The organism is Erwinia sp. 198 (assembly GCF_003937915.1).
Taxonomy (GTDB): Bacteria; Pseudomonadota; Gammaproteobacteria; order Enterobacterales; family Enterobacteriaceae; genus Erwinia; species Erwinia aeris.
In genome coordinates this window covers 15,666-37,213 of the sequence record NZ_RHUM01000009.1, presented here as the reverse complement: position 1 = coordinate 37,213, position 21,548 = coordinate 15,666, and the positions used below count along the sequence as shown (strand labels likewise).

Below are 21,548 nucleotides of genomic sequence, written 5' to 3'. Positions count from 1 at the left end.
CTATCTTACTTTTCTCGTTACAAACATTGTGTGGTGGAAAGGCCTGGAATCTTGATTTTCAGGCTGGCAAAAGACCAATACCACTGTTACAGGCAGCAGTGCTGCAGAAGCAAGATTTATGCAAAAACACTACGGAATGATTGCTGCACTGACCTGTGCCGGAGACAAAATTTTCAGCACCGCAGGGGACGCTGGAGAAAAATATTTTAATGCCAAAGAACAGACCCTGAAAAAAATTGAGGCCAGCTACCAGAATCAGTTTCGTACCCAGGGTACACTTATCAGTCAGCAGTTTTTTGTTGAGCGCAATCAGTTACTAAATCAATTAAAGGATCTGGTTAATAAACCGCTGTTAGGATCGCTTGCACGTAATACGGTTAAGTTTCGCCAGTATGAAATATGAAGCGGGCTTTAAACCTGTCAAGCCGTTCAATTGTACATGAATGGACAACCGTAGGGTTGGGTGGGATTCCGGGATATTCTTATTATGTCGGCAATGCGGCCAAGGCAGCTCGTTTCCTCAAGATGGGAGGGTATATTGGCATTGGATTTTCTTTTGCCGGAACCACTAATGATGTGGTTGATGCCTGTACTAAAGGGCGGGAAGGTAAATGTAGTAGAATAGCCTTTAAAGAATGTAGTAAATTCGCAAGCGGTACATTTGCTGGTATGGCTGGAGGCACTTTGGGTGCATCTGCCGGTATTGGCGTTTGCGTTGCAGTAGGCATTGTCACCGCTGGCGCAGGAGGTGTAGCCTGTGCCGCCGTAGGTTCAGTAGCCGGTGGGGCTATTGCAAGTTCAGCAAGTAATCATCTTATGGACCTTTGGTTAAAATAGCATGAATATTCTTTCGCAGGTTGTCATTGGATTTGCCATCGCTCCTTTTTTATTACTTTTTTACAGTTTATTTTTTTGCAATAAACACAAAAAAATATAATACTCTGTTATCTATGTATCACGATAGCGGATTCGAGCCCCCCCTTTATAAATTTCACGGCTCGATGGGTTTTTGGGGATCGTTTGGGATGTCTTATTTTTTTTCAAGACTTAAAAAAGGAAAAAAATAATTTTCAACCCAATAATCACCTTACTGTTTCCACCTTCATAAGGGACATAGATTCAAATCTCACTAAGTGGATAGATGTTTATTATCACCTGTCAGTTTCGGCACTATTTTTGTATGCAATTTTTGTTGTAATGAGCCTGATAAAAATGGTAATTACACAACTTTAAAATCCCAGAATGTGGGCTTACATCGTTAAAAGCTGCCGTCCATTTCCCGCTTCACATCCAGCATCGACAGACAACCTTCTATCAATCCTTCGGCCATTTGAAACTTTATCCTGATCTCTGACAGCTTCAGCCATCTCCCAACCGCTCGTTTTGAAATATCCTTGATGTAGTGATCCACCAGTAGTTCGTACTCATCCGGGCGCTTTTGCTTGAGTCTTCCTACACATGAATCGACTATGAGTGCGTCTGAATCTGTGCATGATGCGTCCGAACGTGTATCAGGCAGTCCCCCTTTAAAACCGGCAGCAACCGGAGAGTAATCCATTTCTAAGCGTTGGCACGACCAGATGCCCCATTGTTCTAAAAACAGCTTAATATCACGCATTATGCCAACCTCCCCTACAAAAAAATTTTGCCATCAATATTTGAGAACTTCACAAAACGCCCTCGTCTCTCAAAATTTTCTGTGTGCATAGCACGCCCTCGGCGTGGAAGCCAGAAAGCAAAAAACCCCGCCGGAGCGAGGTTCATAATTCGTAAGTGGCGTATGCATAAAAATCCCATTTTGGAGAAATATTACTCCAGATTTATGCAAAATCAACCCTTACTTGATGTTAGTTAAGCTGTGTTTAATTTTTATTTTGGCGCACTGGAAAGCGCAAGTAAAATCGGTTAACTGTTTGCGCTAATGGAATGCTTCACTCGTTAAACAACAAGGAGAGTAACAATGGCATGGACTTACAATGTAATGATGAAGACCTTCAAACATAATGGCAAGTATAAGTTCAGCGCGCTTTACGCTGGTGCGCCGGGTTACAAGGATAATCCTGAGTATGAATGCCTGCGCAATAGAGGTCCGTTGCCTCGCGGAAAATACAGGATCGTAGGCGTTCCATTTACACATAAAAAAGCGGGTCGATTCACGCTACGTCTGGAACCCGATAAAGGAAACAGCATGTGTGGCCGCGATAACTTTTTGATTCATGGTGACAGCAGAAAAGATCCAGGTACGGCATCAAATGGCTGCATCATTTTGGCTCCGGAGCATCGGAAAACAATTTGGGAAAGTAAAGACAGGGATATCATAGTCAAATGAAATACTTACTGATGGGTTTGTTAATTTTTAGTGCCTGCTCTGGCGCAGAACAGGTGATTGATGACAATTGCAAATCGCCAATATCCGGTACGGGTATAGTAATGATGGACGAAATGCATAATTTAATGAAAATAGATGTAAGTAGCATTGAAAAAGATAAAACTAAAACTGAATTGCTTTTTAATGAACCAGTCAGCCACGCATTAGCTAATCATTACGCAAATGAAAGCTATAAAAAGATGAAGGGGGAATATTTATATGTTAAGGATTATATTGATACGTACACTGAATATAATGCGAGAAATCTCATCATTAAATTCAACTTTAAAAACAATTTGGGTAAGGAGGATGTTTTCATCGTTTCCTCTCTTGTCAATGATTATGAATGTAGTGTGAGGTTTAACGGATATATTATAGTTAAGCGTGAGTTTTGATTAGTGCCCCTATGCCAAGCATAGGGGTATATTTCACTTAATTTTATATAACACTTATTATTTTAAATATTATTTAACTACACATTTATTTCAAAGAACCGTTTCATGATATATTAAAGCATTGCGGCCTTTATGCGATCTAAAAAGATACGTCGATCAGGTAGTCCATTCTCGCCGCCGTTAATTCTATGTGTTATTGACACAATATCGTCTTTATCTGCCAACTTGTTTAATCCATGCTGAATCCAGAAAAGACCTGCCGATTCAAGCGCAAGGAGGATGTCGCTTGACAGAAGCTCAGGATGATGTATTAGATCTTTGTGTAGATTTCCACCAACCTTATTGTAATTGTAACGGCCTGTGATTTGTATAAATCCTCTTCCCCTGTATAAGTAACCATCGCCCCGCTCGGTATTCCCAAGCTGCTTATTGCCTTCATAAGCGTTATGATTTGGATTTATGCCTTGTTCAGTTAATGACGAAAACCCTTTGCTTTCCTTACAAAGTTGCGCAAGGAAGTGGCAAACTCTTAGATAGGTATTGATCTGGTACTTTGCCAGTACGGTCGGTAGATACTGTGGCATAAGCTGAATGATCTTAGCCTGATTTCGTCCTTTAACGCCTCGAAAATGATAAGAAATTGCGTACAATACTCTGGAATCTATCTTTTTCATTCTTTATACCGGATGCTTATGACTAAAAAAATCGTTTTTACAATGTTGGCTGCGGTTGTTTTTTCAACACAACTGCATGCGGAAGTTAGCTGCCGCGATATCCCTAACTTAAAAGTTGCCAAAGCACAGGAAGTGAAATTTCAAGGTAACGTGTTGAGATACGAGCAAAAATGCTGGTTTCTACCCTTGAAATCGGGACAACGCCTGCATGTCGTTCTTAAAGATAATAATGGTAATTCAGCTTTAACTATCTATAAGCCCGGTGCCACCATAAAATATGGAAGCGGTAATCCGCAAGATGAAGATCCTGCTAATTACTATCATGGTGACACACTCAAAGGTGCACCAGCCTGGGGGGAGACTAGAAAAGTTGATGAAACTATTACAAAATCAGGGAAGTATTTGATGGTAGTTGGACTTTCATCGGGCGCTGGTTCAGAGTTCAATGGGAAAGTAAAAGTCAAATAGTTGTTTCGCATTATCCAAATGCTATTAAAGTCAAATTCAAGCCCTAAAAAATAATAACGGGCTTGAATTAAAACATTTATAAACTAGTTTTTATTTTTGTTTTGTAACCTTCCTGAATTGCGTATCAGCATGGCTTTCCTCAATCTCGCATTTAGTTACCAACATTTCAAAAAACGGCTTCCAGTTGCGGTTCCATGTTCTTTCATGCAGGTTCGGCAGTAACAGTGAAACAGCGCGGTATGCTCGACTGGCTGGCATGCGCTTATAGCCCCTACCAGAGCAGCGCTCGCATTCCCTATCAACCGGCACGCCCTGCCGCGCTGATTCTGCCAGGTCACGTACCCGTCCAGTACCGTTACAGCGGCAGCGCGCCGTTAGCTTGCCCTTTCCCTTGCAGACGCTGCAGTTTTCCCGAACATCCTACAGTTCATAGCGCGGCGGAATCTTCTCTTCGCCGTCAAACGCACTGACATAGCCGGGATATACGACCACCTGCCGCCGTTCCACAAGGTAGCCCTGCCCCCCGCAGTCCCGGCAATCGCTGGTTGTAGCCGCCGAGCGGCAGTACTCTTCAAATGCCAGCTTTGACAGTACCATCAGGCATTTATCCAACTGTCCACCAGCCGCTTTAATCACAAGCTTTGGTGCAGCCCGGTGCGCATAGCCAATCAATGCGGCGGTCGCCCGCGCCCTGTCATCTTTGCTGACGCCTGTTTTTATCAGGAACGCGTCCGGCCATGCCAGATATTCCGCCTCGCTTTACCCTTGCCGATCCCAATCGTGCGCCTTTGCGCGGGATCAGTGACGATTAAATCGACAGCGTTGTCAGGAAGGGTTTTAATAAATTGCAGTGAATCGGCGTTTACAAGCTGAACGTTGGGTAAACATATGGCGTCTTTCATACAGTCAACGATCCTTTATTTGACAGGCTTATTGTGTTCACAAGCCAAAGACCATTGTTCCTTTTAAGCGGCGGGCAGTGCTATCAACCCCCCTAAACAGGCAACCTGTTCCTTCAAAGCCAGAAAGCAAAAAACCCCGCCGGGGCGAGGTTTCGATGATTAAGCAGCGTGTCGCAGTGACCGCTCTTAGCCGGTTACAACACTTTTTGCGTGACACAGTAGGATTATTTATAGTGGTGCAAACTTTTCTACGGCGGTAGGACTGCTGTGCTGTAGTAATCATTGTAAGGGAGAAAGGATGCATGGCGCGTAATATAGCCCCCGGATATTGTGTAGTGGAAAGACCCGGCTATTTGGATTACCAGGCACGGGAACTCTTCAGGGATGTTCGATCACCCGCCGCCAGCCTGTTTATGGAACTCAATGCCGATACGCAGTACCTGAAGCCTGGACAGATTCTGATTGTTGCCGATCCGGACACGCCTGCTCAGCTGACGATGCAAATGCTGAATATGCTCAAAGATGCAAAGAATAAAACCAATGCGGCCTTTATCGGCGTTAGCGGTGACGATGCCAGTTTCATGCAAAAACATTATGGGATAATTGCCGCACTGACCGGAGACGGAGACAAGATATTCAGTACTGCCGGAGACGCCGGAGAAAAATATTTTAATGCCATAGAACAGACCCTGAAAAAAATCGAGGCCAGCTACCAGAATCAGTTTCGTACCCAGGGTACGCTTATCAGTCAGCAGTTTTTTGTTGAGCGCAATCAGTTACTGCGTCAGTTAAAAGAACTGGTCAATAAACCGATGTTAAAATCCCTTGCGCGTTACACTGTGAAATTCCAGCAATATGACAATATGAAGCGGGCGTTAAACCTCTCCAGCCGTTCAATCGTGCATGAGTGGTCAACAGTTGGGATGAGCGGGATTCCGGGATATTCTTATTATGTCGGCAATGCGGCCAAGGCAGCTCGTTTTCTCAAGATGGGAGGGTATATTGGCATTGGATTCGCTTTTGCAGGAACCACTAATGATGTGGTTGATGCATGCACCAAAGGCCGCGAAGGGGAATGCGGAAAATTAGCGTTCAGGGAATACACAAAATCTGGATTATCAACAGCTGCTGATATTGGCGCTGGTGCTATTGGAGCATCGGCGGGGGTAGGCATATGCGCTGCTGTCGGAATTGTAACGGCTGGCATTGGGGGGGTAGCCTGTGCAGCAGTAGGTTCTGTTGCTGCTGGCTATGCTGGAAGCAAGTTTATGAACTGGGGTGTGGATGCGATCTCTAATCGCCAGGGCGTATAAATGATACTTAAATTTACAGGGTACTTTATAATGGCATTATGCCTGGTTAGTTTTATTCTTTCTATCATCATTTATGGTGTAAACAGAAAAAAATATTACCAACTTTTAGGTGAGTTTCAGAAAAATAACTCCTTCCCTGCCCCCTATTCTTTCCACTGCATGACAGGCTTCTTTGGTGCTATGCCTGTTGCACATTTCTTTCTTAATTTAAAGAAAAAAAGAAAATATTTTTCTTAAAACGGAATAGTAACTCCTATGATTTTTTTGATAAGGGAAAATGTGAGTTAGTTACATGGATGCCTGCCTTCTATTACTCATCTATCATCAGCTCTATCTGTTGTGCATTAATAGTTGTACTCGCTGCGTCTCTGGCAGTGAAAGATAAATTCTTTCCATAGATTTAGCCTGAATATAGCCCACTTTGTGGGCATATATCCTACGCTTAATTATCCATCTCTAAATGCACATCCAGCATCGCCGGGCAGCCATCAATGAACCCTTCGGCCATCTGAAACTTTATCCGGATCATGCCCTCTGACAGCTTCAGCTTTCTGCCGAGTGCCCGCTTTGAAATGTCTTTGATGTAGTGATCCACCAGCAGTGCGTACTCATCCGGACGCTTTTGTTTCAGTCGGCCTACACAGGCATCAACAATCATCGCATCCTTGTCCGTGCAACTAACGCCGCTGGCATTCTCAGGCAGCAGCCCTTTAAAACCAGCGGCTATAGGAGAGTAATCCATTTCTAAGCGTTGACGCGACCAGATGCCCATTGTTCTAAAACCCGCTTAATATCACGCATTGCTCTAACCTCTCCTACAGAAATTTCGCTATCAACATTTGAGAACCTCATAAAACGCCCTCGTCTCTCAAAATCCTTTGTGTGCGCAGCACGCCTTCGGCGTGGAATAGCCGCAGTTCGTTACGGGTAAAGGAGGTTTTGGTTCTGCCGTCTATCGCGTCGTGGCATGCGCTGCAGCTGTGGGCGCCCTGCTCGTCGTCGGGTTTGCAGCCGGTGCCGCAGGTTCCCGCCGGACGGTAATGCGCAAGTATGGTTGTTTTCGGTTTAAAATTGCATAGAGCTGGCGGCCCTCGCCATCAGTAAATTCGTAACCCTGGAAATGTTCGATAATTTCCGCAGCCGTAGCACTGGTCACGCCGAACGCCAGCGCGGTGTTGGTATTCGCAGTTATGGCGGCCGTGTCGGTTGTCGCTTTCTCCGCGCCCGGCACCTCGACAGGATTTTACGTGGTCTGCCATATGTTGTCCTCGCTATTAATTTGCAGCGAGGATGGGCGAAGAACGGGCCAAAATCTTGACTATCGGGCGGGACAAACGCGCGCGTGAACATGAGCAGGATTCTCATATGCATTTGAAATAACGGATTAAACGTATGATTCAAAATTGGAAAAATTCATTTATCACCTATGTAATTTTTACGTAAAAATTAAGTTTCAAAGCGTTACCAAAGATGTACTATAACGATACTCAACCTTTCTCACAGTGATCAAAATGTACTTAGTCAAAAGCTGCTTTGAATAATTTAATGTATTCAATCAAAAAAAAATAAAAATTGGCAGTTTAATTGAATACCGAAATGCCGAAGTACAAATTATTGACACAATGGAAGGAACCTACGATCTAGATGTGAAATTAAAAAACATTCATTTACCACATAGATTATTCAGGGAAATATTTGGTCAGAGGCAAAGCATAGCTAGCATGAATATAAAAAGCATGCAAATGATTGGACTAAGTCCAATATTTGAGGGGTGGGATTTCTATAGCGAGATACATGCCTCCGTCGCGCTCATTAACAAAAATAGCTTTATTTTTTGCATCTCCTTGCTTAACTCACCTGAGCTGGCCAATAATATTTTCAAAGACTATAATGATAAGTGGTTTTTTAATGAGCAAGTTACTCATATGGTCGCCTATGAAATGGCAAATCAAATAAAGAAAGAGGTTATAAAAAGACAAGAAAAAAGTACGTCAGTTTTCTTTGATAAATTCAATGAAAAAAAATATAGAAGTCAGATATCAGATACAAAAAATAGAATATAGTCAAAGGTGCTCATTCCTAACAAACGAAGCTATATATAAAGATTATGATTTGCTGCCCAGAATTATGCAAGGCATAAGTTTTATCAAGCCTGCAAGCTTTAGCCATGAAAGAGAAGTAAGGTTTTGCTTTGACGTATTTGAATATGGTGAAATTTTGCACCCCAGAGAGACCAGCATAATAATTAATGCAGAAAAAATATTACCGCTTCTGAAAAGAGCTTAGGTTAAAACCCGCCCACGTAGGCGGGTTTGCACTTTCATCTTAACCTATAACGGTGAGTATCGTAATGCGTGTATGGCAAATCGTCAGCGCTGCGTCGTGTCACCAGCTCCCAAAGCCTGATTAACCGTTCTCCGTCGCAATAGCGCGGCTCGTTGCCCTGTTTCCAGTATGCTACGGTGGATTTAGACGCGATGACGTGACGCGCGATTTTTTGCTGCGTCATGCCAGAGCGTTCGATATCAGTGATTACACGGAACCAGTCTACCTGCATAACTGGCCCCGTGATAAAAAATGCGCCATTCTGTTTCTCCAAAATGGCGCGGCAGGTTACAGGCTGTTCAGACCTATGACGCTATGTTATCAAATTCAGTGTGCGAACCAGAAGCCTGCTTTTTGACTAATTCAGCTAACGTTTCAATCGGCGCGATAATTTCATTATCCATGATCGGCCGCACTACTTTTGCGTCGGCTGTTTCGTAAACATGATAGCGGCGCGCGCCAGGATAAATCACATCGCACTCAACACCACGCATCCGCATGTTTTTTTTATGACACTCACGCAATATTTTTTTAAACGTGTCGCGGTTACATTCGATAGTTTGCTGGAATTCCAGGATAGTGCCGATTTTTCTGATTAACGTCAGCATCGCAACGTTATTTAATTCATCACGCAGCGTAAACGTATGGCCCTGCATTACATCGTAATTTCGGGCATCTTCGAAGATTTCCACGTCCCCCAGGCTTAGTGACATAGCCGCCTGATCCCAGTAAAAATCGCTGACGCCGCTCGTACCTTTAATAATAACCGGATCTGTGCGATGACGCTTATTTGTCTGATAGTCAGATTCAAACCATTCAATCCTGTTGCTCAGGATATAAAAATAATTGGGATTATTTATATTTATCAGTGCATACGTAAAAATAACATCATCAAACATCGTTAGCCGTTGCTGAATGCAGTTGCGCATTTCTATATCAAAATTCTTCTGGTGATTAAATAAGTCCAGCATATTTCGAGCCTCACGGATTAGATTGTTCTATAACAAGATATTATTTAGATATCACCGCTCGTGAATGCCGGATTTTTATTAAATAACAACAGCCCTATTAAATAAGATAGCCGCATCATATCACTCCATGGAAATCAATAAAAATTTATTTAGCATGTCATAAGTGCTGGTTCAATGTTTATTGATACTCGTATCAATTATTTAATATTGACCCTATTTTTTGAACCAACCAGCAACCTGTTGCCGAAGGTATTCAGCGTGCAGCGGCTGCGCTGACGTCGGGCCGGGCCGGGCGGATAATCTGGTTTTTTAGACGCCGAACCGATCTGCGCACAGAAACCCCAGCAGCCAGGTTTTTCGACATTTCGGCCAGCAGGGCTTTTCCTTTTCAATCTGCAGCGTCTCGCATCGAGACGGTACCGCCGTAAGACGCTGGATAGTTCCCTGCGTGAGGTGGTAGCTAAATGCCGTGATGCTGTGATCAGTAAATACCTGGTACATTTCCGGCACAGCACATCACAGGCAACAAGGGGCGATCGGGTTTCTGCTAACGCCATTACAACGACATTCAAAAAAGCCAGGGGGAAAAGCGGAATAAAATGGCCGGAAGGGGCAGCGTTAACTTTTTATGAACAGCGTTCGCTGTCTGAACGCCTGTATTGGGAACAGGGGTGAATACGCAGAGGCTGTTAGGGCATAAATCGCAAAAAATACGGATAAATATAACAATGACCAAGGGAAAGAGTGGATGATTATTACGGTCTGAACCGTACTTTTTTTTGTACAGTTTTGGGGAAATTTTGGGGAAAGGCATTTGGATCTAAAAGCCAACATAAAACTTACATCTTATGTTGGCTGTATGTTGCAAAACTCAGCTTACATGTGGCTAATCATAGCATCGCCAAACTCTGAAGATTTCAGCAGCTTAGCGCCATCCATCAGACGTTCGAAGTCATAGGTAACGGTCTTGGCTGCGATAGCACCTTCCATACCTTTAACAATCAGGTCTGCGGCTTCGAACCAGCCCATGTGACGCAGCATCATTTCTGCGGACAGGATAACGGAACCCGGGTTCACTTTATCCTGACCTGCATATTTAGGCGCCGTACCGTGGGTGGCTTCAAACAGCGCGCATTCGTCGCCGATATTTGCGCCAGGTGCGATACCGATACCGCCAACCTGAGCCGCCAGGGCGTCAGAGATGTAATCGCCGTTCAGGTTCATACAGGCGATAACGTCATATTCTGCCGGACGCAGCAGGATCTGCTGCAGGAACGCATCGGCGATCACGTCTTTGACAACGATCTCTTTGCCGGTGTTCGGGTTTTTGATCTTCATCCACGGGCCGCCATCAATCAGCTCGCCGCCGAACTCGTCTTTCGCCAGCTGGTAACCCCAGTCTTTGAATGCGCCTTCGGTGAACTTCATGATGTTACCTTTGTGCACCAGGGTCACAGAGTCACGATCGTTGGTGATGGCGTAGTCAATCGCCGCGCGCACCAGGCGCTTGGTGCCTTCTTCCGAGCATGGCTTCACGCCGATACCGCACTGCTCAGGGAAGCGAATTTTCTTCACGCCCATTTCGTCGCGCAGGAATTTGATCACCTTATCCGCTTCCGGCGTACCGGCTTTCCACTCGATACCGGCATAGATATCTTCGGAGTTTTCACGGAAGATCACCATATCGGTCTCTTCAGGACGTTTAACCGGGCTTGGCGTACCGGTGTAGTAACGAACCGGACGCAGACAGATATAAAGATCCAGCTGCTGGCGCAGAGCCACGTTCAGAGAACGAATACCGCCGCCAACTGGCGTGGTCAGTGGGCCTTTGATCGCCACACGGTACTCTTTGATTAAATCGAGGGTTTCCTGCGGTAGCCAGACATCCTGGCCGTACAGCTCTACTGATTTCTCACCGGTATAAATTTCCATCCAGGAAATTTTACGCTCACCGTTATAAGCTTTCTGCACGGCGGCATCGACCACCTTGATCATCACGGGAGAAACGTCGACCCCAATACCGTCACCTTCAATAAAAGGGATGATTGGATTGTTTGGGACGTTCAGCTTGCCCTGATCCAGGGTGATTTTCTGACCTTCCGCCGGAACAACTACTTTGCTTTCCATTAACCTCTCCTTCGAGCGCTTTTTTGTTAATGATTTGTAAGATGCGCGTCAATACTACTCGAATATTCACGCCGCGCCAATCTTCACCGCTTTGCGTTATAATGCGCCCATTGTGAACAAGTGCAAAGACTATGCGTAAATCTTCCGTTAATAATCACCGCCTTAAACGATTCAGCCCGGCCCGCAGCGCCAAAGCCGCCGACAAGGGGCCAAGGCGTGTTATCGTTTTTAACAAACCCTTTGACGTCCTGCCGCAGTTCAGCGACGAGGCAGGCCGCAGCACGTTAAAAGATTTTATTCCCGTTAGCGGCGTTTATGCTGCCGGCCGTCTGGACCGCGACAGCGAAGGCCTGATGGTGCTGACCAACGACGGCGCGCTGCAGGCTAAGCTGACGCAGCCGGGCAAACGCACCGGAAAAATCTATTATGTTCAGGTGGAAGGCGCACCGGGCGAGCGTGATATTCAGCCGCTGCGCGATGGCGTTAATCTGAAAGATGGCCCTACGCTGCCCGCTGGCGTAGAAATCGTCGAGGAGCCGGAGTGGATTTGGCCGCGCAACCCGTCGGTACGCGAGCGCAAGGCTATTCCCACCAGCTGGCTGAAAATCACTTTATTCGAGGGTCGGAACCGTCAGGTGCGGCGCATGACCGCCCATATCGGCTTCCCTACCCTGCGTCTGATCCGCTTTGCTATGGGCAATACGGAGCTGCAAAACTTATCGCCCGGCGAATGGCGCGACGTCACCGGCGACTTTCCCCTCTAAGCCTGCAAGGAGTCAGCATGTTTAAACCGCACGTTACCGTAGCCACCGTCGTTCAGGCGGAAGGCCAGTTTTTGGTGGTTGAGGAAATGGTGCGCGGCCGCGCCACCTGGAACCAGCCCGCAGGCCACCTGGAAGCCAACGAGACCCTGCTGCAGGCCGCCGCGCGCGAGCTGTACGAGGAGACGGGCCTGGAGGCCGTTCCTCAGGTTTTTCTGCGGCTTCATCAATGGATCGCGCCCGACAATACGCCGTTTCTGCGTTTTTTGTTCGCGCTGGATTTACCGAAAATGCTGCCGACCAGCCCTCAGGATCGCGATATCGATCGCGCATTATGGTTGCCGCCGGAGGCGATTATCGGTGCGAAAAAGCTCCGTTCGCCGCTGGTTGCCGAAAGTTTGCGGATTTATCAGCAGGGCGTACGCTATCCGCTTGAGGTGCTGAGCGCGTTCCAGTGGCCCTTTAGCGAGGATGCGCCCGCCGCCGACGCGTGGTAGAATATGCCGCAATTTTAAAGTGCAGCCTTTAACTGCAACTCAAAGTCGGGTATTTCTCATGTCATTAGGTAAAAAAGTGATCGTCGGTATGTCCGGCGGCGTGGACTCCTCCGTTTCCGCCTGGTTACTGCAACAGCAGGGCTATCAGGTTGAAGGCCTGTTTATGAAAAACTGGGAAGAGGACGACGGTGAGGAATACTGTACCGCAGCGGAAGACCTGGCGGATGCGCAGGCGGTCTGCGACAAGCTGGGCATCCACCTGCATACGGTGAACTTTGCGGCGGAATACTGGGACAACGTGTTCGAGCATTTCCTCGAAGAGTATAAGGCTGGCCGCACGCCTAACCCGGATATTCTCTGCAACAAAGAGATCAAATTCAAAGCCTTCCTGGAGTTCGCGGCCGAAGATCTGGGCGCGGATTTTATCGCTACCGGTCACTACGTGCGTCGCCGCGACGTTGACGGCAAAAGCCAGCTTTTGCGCGGTCTGGACGACAACAAAGATCAAAGCTACTTCCTCTATACGCTGGGCCATGAGCAAATTGCGCAGAGCCTCTTTCCGGTTGGTGAACTGACCAAGCCAGAAGTGCGCCGCATTGCCGAAGATCTGGAACTGGTGACGGCGAAGAAGAAAGACTCTACCGGCATCTGCTTTATCGGCGAACGCAAGTTCCGCGATTTCCTGGGGCGCTATCTGCCCGCTCAGCCCGGCGCTATCGTCAGTACGGAAGGCGACGTGGTGGGCGAGCATCAGGGGCTGATGTATCACACGCTGGGCCAGCGCAAAGGACTGGGGATCGGCGGCACCAAAGAAGGCAGCGAAGAGCCGTGGTACGTGGTGGATAAAGACGTGGCGAACAATCTGCTGGTGGTTGCGCAGGGTCACGACCATCCGCGCCTGATGTCGGTCGGACTGATCGCCCAGCAGCTGCATCTGGTCGACCGCGAAATTATCGCCGCGCCAATGCGCTGCACGGTGAAAACCCGCTATCGCCAGAGCGATATTCCCTGTACGGTAACGCCGCTGGGTGCCGATCGGCTGGAAGTGCGTTTTGACGAGCCGGTCGCGGCGGTCACGCCGGGCCAGTCCGCCGTGTTCTATCAGGGTGAAATCTGTCTGGGCGGCGGCATTATCGAAGAGCGTCTGCCGCTTTAAAAAGGTTATGCCGGGCGGGCCTCTGTCCGGCGGCGCATACAGGAGTTACCGTGGCGAAAAATTATTACGACATTACGCTGGCCCTCGCGGGCATCTGCCAGGGCGCGCACCTGGTGCAGCAGCTGGCGCATCAGGGACACTGCCCGCCCGAGTCGCTAAAGGTGTCGCTGTCGAGCGTGGTCGATCTCAACCCCTCCTCGACGCTCGCCGTTTACGGTGGCAAAGAAGAGAACCTGCGCTTCGGGCTGGAGACGCTGATTGCCGTGCTGAACAGCAGCAGCCGTCACGGCGCGGGCGCGGAGCTGACGCGCTACACCCTGAGCATGATGGTGCTGGAGCGCAAGCTGAGCGCCAGTAAAACCGCGCTGGACGAACTCTCAAAACGCATTGCGCAGCTGGATCGCCAGCTGGCGCATTACGACCTGGAATCCGATACGCTGCTGAGCGCTATGGCCGCCATCTATGTGGATGTGATTAGCCCGCTTGGCCCGCGTATCCAGGTCACCGGCTCGCCCGCCGTGCTGCAAAACTCGCAAATTCAGAGCAAAGTCCGCGCCGCGCTGCTGGCCGGTATTCGCTCCGCCGTACTCTGGCATCAGGTAGGCGGCGGCCGCCTGCAGCTGATGTTTTCACGCAATCGCCTTGTGAAAGAGGCGAAACAAATTTTATCCCGTTGTCCCCAACCTCTTTAATCTTCAGGAGTTACACTGATGGAATTATCCTCTCTGACTGCCGTCTCCCCTATTGATGGCCGTTATGGCGACAAAGTCAGCCCGCTGCGCGCTATTTTCAGCGAATTTGGCCTGCTGAAATTCCGCGTTGAGGTTGAAGTACGCTGGTTACAGAAACTGGCCGCCTGCGCAGAGATCAAGGAAGTTCCTGCATTTGACGCTGACGCAAACGCTTACCTTGATGCCATTGTCGCTAATTTCAACGAAGAAGACGCCGCGCGTATTAAAACCATCGAGCGTACCACCAACCATGATGTCAAAGCGGTTGAGTATTTCCTGAAAGAGAAAGTAGAGCCGGTTGCCGCGCTGCACGCCGTATCTGAATTTATTCACTTCGCCTGTACTTCTGAAGATATCAACAACCTCTCGCATGCGCTGATGCTTAACACTGCGCGTCGTGAAGTCATCGTGCCCTACTGGAACAAAATTATCGCGGCGGTTAAAGACCTGGCGGTACAGTATCGCGATATTCCGCTGCTTTCCCGTACGCACGGCCAGCCCGCCACGCCTTCCACGCTCGGCAAGGAGATGGCGAACGTCGCCTACCGCTTTGAGCGCCAGCTGCGTCAGCTGGAGCGCATCGAGGTGCTGGGTAAACTCAACGGCGCGGTCGGCAACTACAACGCCCACATCGCCGCCTACCCGGAAGTGGACTGGCACCAGATGAGCGAAAGCTTCGTCACCTCGCTGGGCATTACCTGGAACCCCTACACCACCCAGATCGAGCCGCACGACTACATTGCCGAAATGTTTGACTGCATCGCGCGCTTCAATACCATTCTGATCGACTTCGATCGCGACGTGTGGGGCTATATCGCGCTGAATCATTTCAAACAGAAAACCATTGCGGGCGAAATTGGTTCCTCCACCATGCCGCACAAGGTCAACCCGATCGACTTTGAAAACTCCGAGGGCAACCTGGGTCTGGCTAACGCCGTGATGCAGCACCTGGCAAGCAAGCTGCCGGTTTCCCGCTGGCAGCGCGATCTGACCGACTCCACGGTGTTGCGTAATCTGGGCGTCGGCATGGGCTATGCGCTGATCGCCTATCAGGCGACGCTGAAAGGCGTGTCCAAACTGGAAGTGAACCGCGATCGCCTTCTGGACGAGCTGGATCACAACTGGGAAGTGCTGGCGGAACCAATCCAGACCGTGATGCGCCGTTACGGTATTGAAAAGCCTTACGAAAAACTGAAAGAGCTGACTCGCGGCAAGCGCGTGGATGCCGCAGGCATGAAAGCCTTTATCGATGGTCTGGCGCTGCCGGAAGAAGAGAAAACCCGCCTGAAGCTTATGACGCCCGCCAACTATCTGGGCCGCGCGGTGCAGATGGTCGACGAGCTGCCGTAATTTTCCGCGCGCCGTCTGGTTCGCGCTACATCAGAAGGCCGACGCAAGTCGGCCTGTGTTAATCTATTGTTTATCTGCTTTAACCTATACTTTCCTCAGATCGTAATCGGCCCCGGTCTTTGACCGAATCTACTGAAAGGATAATGTTATGCGCGTATTGATTGTGGAAGATAATCCCTTACTGCGTCATCATCTGGCCGTGCAGCTGCGCGAAATGGGCCATCAGGTAGATGCGGCGGAAGATGCCAAAGAAGCTGACTATTTTCTTACCGAACATACCCCCGATATTACCCTGGTCGATTTAGGCCTGCCGGATGAAGACGGCATGACGATGATCCGCCGCTGGCGCGGTCTGGAAGTCAAACAGCCGATCCTGGTGCTGACGGCTCGCGAAGGCTGGCAGGCTAAGGTAGAAGCGCTGGAAGCCGGTGCCGACGACTACGTGACCAAGCCTTTTCATATTGAAGAAGTGGTGGCCCGTATGCAGGCGCTGATGCGGCGCAACAGCGGCCTGGCTTCACAAATCATCTCGCTGGCGCCTTTTCAGGTCGATCTGTCGCGGCGCGAGCTGAGCGTCAACGAGCAACAAATTAAGCTGACCGCTTTTGAATACACCATTATCGAAACGCTGATCCGCAATGCCGGTAAGGTCGTCAGCAAAGATTCGCTAATGCTCCAGCTTTATCCCGACGCTGAACTGCGTGAGAGCCACACCATCGACGTATTGATGGGGCGCCTGCGTAAAAAAATTCAGGCCGTCTGGCCGCAGGATGTGATCACCACCGTCCGCGGGCAGGGTTATCGGTTCGATCTTTAATGACGTTACTTCGTCCTGATACGCCTTTTTCACTGCGCGCCCGCTTTCTGTTAGCTACGGCGGCGGTCGTTCTGATCCTGTCGCTCTCTTATGGCATGGTGGCCGTTGTCGGCTACGTGGTCAGTTTTGATAAAAACACCTACCGGGTAATGCGCGCGGAGAGCAATCTCTTTTTTACGCTGGCGCAGTGGCAGAATAACCAGTTAACCATTGCCCAGCCCGAGCGGGTATCGCTTAACTTCCCTACCCTGGTTTTTATCTATAACGAGGACGGCAAGCTGCTGTGGCAGCTGCGCGACGTGCCGGAGATCCGTTCTCGCATCAAGCGAGAATGGCTTAAGCGCGCTGATTTCTATGAAATTGATGCCGATAACAACATCAGTCGCCAGGCGCTGGGCGATAATAAGGAAGCGCAAAATAAGCTGACCGCCTATGACGACGATAACAACGACACTTTTACCCACTCGGTAGCGGTAAACCGCTATGCGGCGACGCCGACCCTTCCGGCGTTGACCGTGGTCGTGGTGGATTCTATTCCTCAGGAGCTGCAGCATTCCGACGTGGTATGGTCGTGGTTCAGCTATGTGCTGCTGGTTAACCTGCTGCTGGTCATTCCTTTGCTGTGGCTGGCCGCGCACTGGAGCCTGCGGCCGATAGGCCTGCTGGCCGCACAGCTGCGCGAGCTGGAGCACGGCACGCGCGAAACCCTGGCCGACGAAACGCCGCAGGAGCTGCAAAGCCTGGTGCGCAACCTGAATTTTCTGCTGGATAACGAGCGTCAGCGCTACACCCGCTATCGCACCACGCTCAGCGATCTGACCCACAGCCTGAAAACACCGCTGGCGGTGCTGCAAACCACGCTGCGTTCGCTGCGCGGCGGCCGCAACCTTTCCGTCGAGCAGGCCGAACCTATTATGCTGGAGCAGATCAGCCGTATCTCGCAGCAGATCGGCTACTATCTGCACCGTGCCAGCATGCAGGCCGATCACAACGTGCTGAAGCGCGAGCTGCATTCCGTGCCGGCGCTGCTGGACAGCCTCTGTTCGGCACTGAACAAGGTTTATCAGCTGAAAGGCGTGGAGCTGACGCTGGATATCTCGCCGGAAATTACCTTTGTCGGCGAGCAAAATGACTTTATGGAAGTGCTGGGTAACGTGCTGGATAATGCCTGCAAGTACTGCCTGGAATTTGTGGAAATCCGCGGGCGCCAGACCGACGATGAGCTGCATTTGATCGTGGAAGACGACGGGCCGGGCATTCCGGAAAGCAAACGCGATATGATTTTTATTCGCGGTCAGCGCGCCGACACGTTGCGTCCCGGCCAGGGCATTGGTCTGGCCGTGGCGCGCGATATCGTGGAGCAGTATGCCGGCGATATCATCGCCACCACCAGCGAACTGGGCGGCGCCCGAATGGAAGTCATCTTCCGCCGTCAGGAAGTGGTCGGCGAAAAACCCTGAAGGCGGCTATTTACGGCGGCGGCCGCAAATGCTTTTCCCTGCCATCCTTTCCGACTGTTATAATCGATGAAATTCAGCGTTTCAGGAAGACCCATTATGGATTATCAGCTCGATCTCAACTGGCCCGATTTTATCCAGCGCTATTGGCAAAAGCGTCCCGTCGTGCTCAAGCGCGGCTTTAAAAATTTTGTCGATCCTATTTCGCCGGACGAGCTGGCCGGTCTTGCGATGGAAAACGAGGTCGACAGCCGCCTGGTCAGTCATGACAACGACAAGTGGCAGGTCGCGCACGGGCCGTTTGAAAGCTTTGACCACCTTGGCGAAAACAACTGGTCGCTGCTGGTGCAGGCGGTCGACCACTGGCACGAGCCTTCGGCCGCGCTGATGCGCCCTTTTCGCTTCCTGCCGGACTGGCGCACCGACGATCTGATGATCTCCTTCTCTGTGCCCGGCGGCGGCGTTGGTCCGCATCTGGATCAGTACGATGTCTTTATCATTCAGGGGACCGGCCGCCGCCGCTGGCGCGTGGGTGAAAAAGTCGCCATGAAACAGCACTGTCCGCATCCGGACCTGCTACAGGTCGAGCCGTTCGACGCGATTATTGATGAGGAAATGGAACCGGGCGATATCCTTTATATTCCGCCAGGATTCCCACACGAAGGCTACTCGCTGGAAAGCGCGATTAACTATTCCGTTGGCTTCCGCGCGCCAAGCGGCCGCGAGCTGATCAGCGGCTTTGCGGACTATGTGCTGTCGCGCGAGCTGGGCAGCCGTCGCTTTACCGATCCGGACGTGCCGCCGCGTGAAAACACCGCAGAAATTCTGCCACAGGAGCTGGACGGCATCCGCGACATGATGCTGGAGGTGATTAACCAGCCGGAACACTTTAACCAGTGGTTTGGCGAGTTCATCTCTCAGTCCCGTCACGAGCTGGATGTGGCGCCGCCGGAACCCCCTTACCAGCCGGATGAGATTTACGACGCGCTGCAACAGGGCGACAGCCTGCAACGTCTGGGCGGCCTGCGCGTGCTGTCTATTGGCGAGGCTGTGTTTGTTAACGGCGAACGGCTTGAATCGCAGCGGCCGGACGCATTGCGGGTGTTAGCGAATCAGCATTCAGTGAATGCAGCGGATTTGGGCGAGGCGCTGGACGATCCGTCTTTCCTGGCGCAGCTGGCGGCATTGGTTAACAGCGGCTACTGGTATTTTAGCGAAGAAGAATAACCGTAACGGCCCTGATTTCAGGGCCGTTTTTATCTGCTCAGGATTTTCTCGCTTTTTCCGCCGTCAGCGCCGCGATGCGCATAATCACCGTCACCGTTTTTTCCATAATATCCAGCGAGGCGAACTCGTGCTTGCCATGATAGTTATAGCCGCCGGTAAAAATATTCGGGCAAGGCAGCCCCTTGAATGACAGCGCCGCGCCGTCAGTCCCGCCGCGTATCGGCTTCGTCACCGGCTCCACGCCACTTTCCCGCATCGCCTGCAGCGCCAACTCAATAATATGCGCATGCACTTCGACCTTTTCGCGCATGTTGTAATAGCTGTCTTCCGTCTGCACCTCAATGCTGACGCCCGGCTGTTTGCCCTCGCTCAGCGTGGCGGCGATATCTTTCATCACCTGTTTTCTGGCTTCAAAGCTGTCGCGGTCAAAATCGCGGATAATGTAGTGCAGCTCCGCTTTATCCACGCTGCCTTTGATACCGTGCAGATGGTAGAAGCCCTCATAGCCTTCAGTCTGCTCCGGCACCTCTTTTTCCGGCATGGCGGCGTGAAAACGCATCGCCAGATCCAGCGCGTTGACCATTACGCCTTTAGCGCTGCCGGGATGCACGTTGTTGCCGACAATCTTTACGGTAGCGGAAGCGGCATTGAAGTTTTCATATTCAAACTCGCCCAGATCGCTACCGTCGATGGTATAGGCCCATTCGGCACCAAAAGCCGCCACGTCGAAACAGCTGGTGCCTTTGCCTATTTCTTCGTCCGGGGTAAAAGCGATGCGGATATCGCCATGCGGCACGTTCTCGCTTTTCAGCCGGGCGATGGCCGTCATGATCTCCGCCACGCCCGCTTTATCATCCGCGCCCAGCAGCGTTTTACCATCGGTGGTGATCAGCGTGTGGCCCGTCAGGCGGTGCATCACGGGGAACATCACCGGCGACAGCACCTCATCACCGCTGCCCAGCGCGATGTCGCCGCCGCGATAGTTCTCAACGATCTGCGGATTAACATTTTTACCGGTAAAGTCCGGCGATGTGTCCATATGGGCGATAAACCCGATAGTTGGTACAGGCCAGGCAACGTTCGCAGGCAGGGTCGCCATGACGATGGCGTGCCCGCTAAGCGTGACGTCGCTCAGCCCCAGCGCTTCCAGCTCCTGTTTTAACTCACGAGCCAGCCGCCATTGCCCTTCCGTACTGGGAACCTGCCGAACATGTGCTTTAGACTGCGTGTCGAATGAAACATAGTGCAAGAAGCGTTCGAGTAAATTTGTCATCTGCCTTCCCTCTGAGTGCGGACGGTTATTATCTGTTATTTTGCCCGACGTTTATTGCGTCAGGTCAGTTACCTGCTCGGATACTGCGGCTTCGCCCCGCCGCCGCCCTGAAGGCTAAAGGCGGACGGATAGTGGATCAGGCTGTAAAAACGCACCGGCTCTGAGCCATCGTTGCGGTAGCTGTGCGGCGCATCGGCTTGAAAACGCAGCCCTTCGCCTGCCTTAAGCGTATGCCATTGCGCGCCGGTCGCCAGCCGGAGTTCGCCTTCAATAACGACAACGTGTTCAATTACGCCGCGTTCATGGGAAGAAGACTCGCTGAGTGCGCCTGCGGCCATCTCAACCACCAGCATGTCAAAACCCAGCTGGCGATCGAAGGGAAACAGCGGGCTGGCCTGCATGGTCGTACGCTGCTGTCGCCAGCGATCGGTCTCTACGCTGCGAAGAAAGGCGCTCTCAGGTGCGGGATCGGCAATAAAATGCGAAAAAGGTACGTTAAAACCGGTTGCTATCTTCCATAGCGTAGCCACGGTTGGGCTGGATTCGCCGCGTTCAACCTGGCCAAGCATGGCTTTGCTGACGCCTGTCTGCGCGGCGGCTTCCGTCAGGCTCCAGCCGCGCGCCAGGCGCAGCGCTCTCAGAATACGACCAGGTTCCGGTAGTGTTTGTGACATCAAAACTCCCCCGTTTTTTACTCAGCATAACACTTGTACGTTATAGCGCACAGTGCTAGCTT

General features: G+C 50.4%; 20 protein-coding genes and 5 pseudogenes. 15 read left to right on the top strand and 10 right to left on the bottom strand.

The window, feature by feature from the left end; genetic code table 11:
- Positions 1–67: 67 nt before the first annotated feature.
- Positions 68–837 (top strand): annotated as a pseudogene (locus EGK14_RS13720) (hypothetical protein); the annotation flags it as partial.
- 421 nt (positions 838–1,258) lie between these two features.
- Here the strand turns inward: EGK14_RS13720 and EGK14_RS13710 are convergent.
- A complete protein-coding gene (locus EGK14_RS13710; protein WP_125289660.1) occupies positions 1,259–1,618 on the bottom strand; it encodes an antiterminator Q family protein in 360 nt (119 codons plus the stop codon).
- A 342-nt stretch (positions 1,619–1,960) separates the two neighbouring features.
- On the opposite strand from EGK14_RS13710, the gene EGK14_RS13705 reads away from it, so the two are divergent.
- Together EGK14_RS13705 and EGK14_RS13700 are read left to right on the top strand one after the other, a co-directional pair.
- A complete protein-coding gene (locus EGK14_RS13705; RefSeq protein ID WP_125289659.1) occupies positions 1,961–2,329 on the top strand; it encodes a tlde1 domain-containing protein in 369 nt (122 codons plus the stop codon).
- The gene (locus EGK14_RS13700) at positions 2,326–2,763 is read left to right on the top strand and encodes a hypothetical protein (protein ID WP_125289658.1); all 438 of its coding nucleotides are present in this window, start codon (positions 2,326–2,328) and stop codon (positions 2,761–2,763) included. Before EGK14_RS13705 ends, EGK14_RS13700 begins: the two co-directional genes overlap by 4 nt.
- Before the next feature lie 113 nt (positions 2,764–2,876).
- Here the strand turns inward: EGK14_RS13700 and EGK14_RS13695 are convergent, their stop codons facing one another.
- Positions 2,877–3,437 (bottom strand): glycoside hydrolase family 19 protein, encoded by a 561-nt coding sequence (locus EGK14_RS13695; protein WP_125289657.1) that lies wholly within the window; start codon positions 3,435–3,437, stop codon positions 2,877–2,879.
- An 18-nt stretch (positions 3,438–3,455) separates the two neighbouring features.
- Between EGK14_RS13695 and EGK14_RS13690 the strand changes: the two genes are divergently transcribed.
- A complete protein-coding gene (locus EGK14_RS13690) occupies positions 3,456–3,905 on the top strand; it encodes a hypothetical protein (RefSeq protein ID WP_125289656.1) in 450 nt (149 codons plus the stop codon).
- Positions 3,906–3,995: 90 nt separating this feature from the next.
- Here EGK14_RS13690 and EGK14_RS21885 read toward each other — a convergent pair.
- Both EGK14_RS21885 and EGK14_RS21170 read right to left on the bottom strand, forming a co-directional pair.
- Positions 3,996–4,274: pseudogene (locus EGK14_RS21885) on the bottom strand (antitermination protein); the annotation flags it as partial.
- A 51-nt stretch (positions 4,275–4,325) separates the two neighbouring features.
- A complete protein-coding gene (locus tag EGK14_RS21170) occupies positions 4,326–4,625 on the bottom strand; it encodes an antitermination protein (protein ID WP_255416547.1) in 300 nt (99 codons plus the stop codon).
- 484 nt (positions 4,626–5,109) lie between these two features.
- On the opposite strand from EGK14_RS21170, the gene EGK14_RS13680 reads away from it, so the two are divergent.
- On the top strand, positions 5,110–6,120 hold the full coding sequence (locus EGK14_RS13680; RefSeq protein WP_125289655.1) for a hypothetical protein: 1,011 nt from the start codon (positions 5,110–5,112) through the stop codon (positions 6,118–6,120).
- Positions 6,121–6,562: 442 nt separating this feature from the next.
- Here the strand turns inward: EGK14_RS13680 and EGK14_RS13675 are convergent.
- Positions 6,563–6,921: pseudogene (locus EGK14_RS13675) on the bottom strand (antiterminator Q family protein).
- 47 nt (positions 6,922–6,968) lie between these two features.
- Positions 6,969–7,205, bottom strand: a pseudogene (locus EGK14_RS13670) (nuclease domain-containing protein); the annotation flags it as partial.
- Positions 7,206–7,766: 561 nt separating this feature from the next.
- Between EGK14_RS13670 and EGK14_RS13665 the strand changes: the two are divergent.
- Positions 7,767–8,183 carry a hypothetical protein gene (locus tag EGK14_RS13665; protein WP_125289654.1) on the top strand — a complete coding sequence of 139 codons (417 nt, stop codon included), beginning with the start codon at positions 7,767–7,769 and terminating at the stop codon, positions 8,181–8,183.
- A 567-nt stretch (positions 8,184–8,750) separates the two neighbouring features.
- Here the strand turns inward: EGK14_RS13665 and EGK14_RS13655 are convergent.
- Positions 8,751–9,416 carry an autoinducer binding domain-containing protein gene (locus tag EGK14_RS13655; protein WP_125289652.1) on the bottom strand — a complete coding sequence of 222 codons (666 nt, stop codon included), beginning with the start codon at positions 9,414–9,416 and terminating at the stop codon, positions 8,751–8,753.
- Between the two features lie 432 nt (positions 9,417–9,848).
- Between EGK14_RS13655 and EGK14_RS21600 the strand changes: the two are divergent.
- Positions 9,849–10,182, top strand: a pseudogene (locus EGK14_RS21600) (integrase); the annotation flags it as partial.
- A 110-nt stretch (positions 10,183–10,292) separates the two neighbouring features.
- On the opposite strand, the gene icd reads toward EGK14_RS21600, so the two are convergent.
- Complete coding sequence (gene icd / locus EGK14_RS13645; protein WP_125289651.1) at positions 10,293–11,543, bottom strand: NADP-dependent isocitrate dehydrogenase; 1,251 nt, start codon at positions 11,541–11,543, stop codon at positions 10,293–10,295.
- Between the two features lie 131 nt (positions 11,544–11,674).
- Between icd and rluE the strand changes: the two genes are divergently transcribed.
- The 8 genes from rluE to EGK14_RS13605 all read left to right on the top strand — a co-directional run bounded on the left by rluE (position 11,675) and on the right by EGK14_RS13605 (position 19,539).
- Positions 11,675–12,307, top strand: coding sequence for a 23S rRNA pseudouridine(2457) synthase RluE (rluE, locus tag EGK14_RS13640; RefSeq protein ID WP_125289650.1), 633 nt, complete (start codon positions 11,675–11,677; stop codon positions 12,305–12,307).
- Between the two features lie 17 nt (positions 12,308–12,324).
- The gene (locus EGK14_RS13635) at positions 12,325–12,801 is read left to right on the top strand and encodes an NUDIX domain-containing protein (RefSeq protein WP_125289649.1); all 477 of its coding nucleotides are present in this window, start codon (positions 12,325–12,327) and stop codon (positions 12,799–12,801) included.
- A gap of 58 nt (positions 12,802–12,859) precedes the next feature.
- Complete coding sequence (gene mnmA / locus EGK14_RS13630) at positions 12,860–13,957, top strand: tRNA 2-thiouridine(34) synthase MnmA (protein ID WP_125289648.1); 1,098 nt, start codon at positions 12,860–12,862, stop codon at positions 13,955–13,957.
- Between the two features lie 50 nt (positions 13,958–14,007).
- Entirely contained in the window at positions 14,008–14,649 is a 642-nt protein-coding gene (gene hflD / locus EGK14_RS13625) for a high frequency lysogenization protein HflD (RefSeq protein ID WP_125289647.1), read from the top strand.
- A gap of 18 nt (positions 14,650–14,667) precedes the next feature.
- Positions 14,668–16,038 carry an adenylosuccinate lyase gene (gene purB / locus EGK14_RS13620; protein WP_125289646.1) on the top strand — a complete coding sequence of 457 codons (1,371 nt, stop codon included), beginning with the start codon at positions 14,668–14,670 and terminating at the stop codon, positions 16,036–16,038.
- 148 nt (positions 16,039–16,186) lie between these two features.
- Positions 16,187–16,855 carry a two-component system response regulator PhoP gene (gene phoP, locus EGK14_RS13615; RefSeq protein WP_125289645.1) on the top strand — a complete coding sequence of 223 codons (669 nt, stop codon included), beginning with the start codon at positions 16,187–16,189 and terminating at the stop codon, positions 16,853–16,855.
- Positions 16,855–18,315 (top strand): two-component system sensor histidine kinase PhoQ, encoded by a 1,461-nt coding sequence (gene phoQ / locus EGK14_RS13610; RefSeq protein ID WP_125289644.1) that lies wholly within the window; start codon positions 16,855–16,857, stop codon positions 18,313–18,315. Before phoP ends, phoQ begins: the two co-directional genes overlap by 1 nt.
- 96 nt (positions 18,316–18,411) lie before the next feature.
- On the top strand, positions 18,412–19,539 hold the full coding sequence (locus tag EGK14_RS13605) for a cupin domain-containing protein (RefSeq protein ID WP_125289643.1): 1,128 nt from the start codon (positions 18,412–18,414) through the stop codon (positions 19,537–19,539).
- Between the two features lie 37 nt (positions 19,540–19,576).
- On the opposite strand, the gene pepT is transcribed toward EGK14_RS13605, so the two are convergent.
- Positions 19,577–20,812, bottom strand: a complete 1,236-nt coding sequence (gene pepT, locus EGK14_RS13600; RefSeq protein WP_125289642.1) for a peptidase T — start codon at positions 20,810–20,812, stop codon at positions 19,577–19,579.
- 68 nt (positions 20,813–20,880) lie between these two features.
- Entirely contained in the window at positions 20,881–21,486 is a 606-nt protein-coding gene (locus tag EGK14_RS13595; protein WP_125289641.1) for a helix-turn-helix domain-containing protein, read from the bottom strand.
- Between the last annotated feature and the right edge of the window lie 62 nt (positions 21,487–21,548).